Raw genomic sequence first — 1,593 nt, forward strand, 5'->3', positions numbered from 1 at the left:
TCTTCAGCTGTCAAGAGTTCTTGCTGTCAATTGCCTACAGTGGATGATCATGTCGGGCCGTGGGATACAACTTCATCTCCTGCAGCCCGGACGACTTGTCTCTTCCCCGGCATGATCTGGGTGAGTGGCTGCCACCGCAGCATCTGTGCTGGCAGGTCCTGAAGGTCGTCGGTGAGCTCGACCTGTCCGGGTTCCTGCGGGGCTATCGTGCTGATGGCCAGGGCGCGGCGGCGTATCCGCCACAGATGCTGCTGAGCTTGCTGCTGTACTGCTACTGCAAGGGCGTGCGCTCGACGCGCAAGATCGAGGCCGCTTGCCTCGATGATGTGGGCTGCCGGATCATCACCGGCAATCAGCAGGTTGATCATGCCACCGTCGCGCGGTTCCTGCGCCGTCACCGCGAGGGCTTGAAGGCGCTGTTCGTGCAGGTCCTGGCGCTGTGCGTCCGGCGCGGGCTGGTGGACCTGTCCGCGGTGGCGGTGGACGGCTCGCCGATGCACGCGGCCGCCGCACGCTCAGCCAACCGCAGCCTGGACGCCTTGGAGACCGTCATCGCCGACGGCGAGGCGCAACTCGACCAACTGACGCAGGACACGGACGAAGCGGCTACCGACGGGCACCGACGGCCCACGGGCGCAGGTAGCTGTCTGCGGCGACTGTCGCAGCTCAGCGATCGCGTGACACGGGCCCGGCTGGCCCGGGACAAGCTGTTCGAGCGTTCACTGCCCTCAGAGGGCGAGATGCGGATCAAGGTGGAGGCCGCGCAGCGGATGGTCGCCAGAGCCGAGGCGCGCCTGGCCGAGGTCACGGCCGCCCAGCAGCAGCGGCTGGCCGACTACACCCGCCGGACCCTGCAGGATCAGGCCGCGGGACGGCGGCGCGCTGTCGGACGCCCACCGGTTGCGATCGAGGCCAAGACCAAGGTCGTCCGGCAGCAGGCCCGCCTCACCCGGGCGCAGGCCGCGTTGCACCGTGCGCGCTACCCGCGACCGATCCCGTCCGCGGCGGCCAGGGCCTCGCTCACCGATCCGGCGTCGCGGCTCATGCTCGGCAAGCACGGCGGATACGTGCAGGGCTACAACGTGCAGATCGCCTGCTCCCGCAACCAGGTTCTCCTCGCGATCGAGCTGCAGGACAACCCTGCCGACACCACCGCACTCGTCCCGGTCATCAGACGCGTTCAACACAACTGCGCAGCCGCCGGGCTGACCGACGACGTCGCGGCATGGCTGGCCGACAGCGGCTACGCCAGCACCGCGAACTTCACCGCCCTGGCCGACCTCCCGCTGCTGGTCTCGATCACCAAGGAGTACGAGCAGACCCGCGCGACCACGCCACCCGGGCACGACGTCCCCGCCGGCCACCGCGAGATGGCCGCCCGACTGGCAACCTCTCAAGGAAGGCAGCTCTACGCCCGCCGCGGCGCCCTCGTCGAACCAGGCTTCGCCCAGCTGTTCCAGCAGTTCGGACGCCGCGTGCACCACCGCGGCACCGCCGCCGTCGACACCGAGATCAAACTCCTCGGCACCGTGCACAACCTGAACAAGATCTTCCGCCACAATGCCAGGCTGAGAACCCCTTGACAGCTGAAGA

1 protein-coding gene is annotated in these 1,593 nt (G+C 68.4%); it reads left to right on the forward strand.

The window, feature by feature from the left end:
- The first annotated feature begins 59 nt into the window (after nucleotides 1–59).
- Nucleotides 60–1,583 (forward strand): transposase, encoded by a 1,524-nt coding sequence (locus tag HCJ94_RS29255; protein ID WP_168004226.1) that lies wholly within the window; start codon nucleotides 60–62, stop codon nucleotides 1,581–1,583.
- The last annotated feature ends 10 nt before the right edge of the window (nucleotides 1,584–1,593 follow it).

The sequence above is a fragment of the Micromonospora thermarum genome (genome assembly GCF_012034245.1).
GTDB classification, from domain to species: Bacteria; Actinomycetota; Actinomycetes; order Mycobacteriales; family Micromonosporaceae; genus Micromonospora; species Micromonospora thermarum.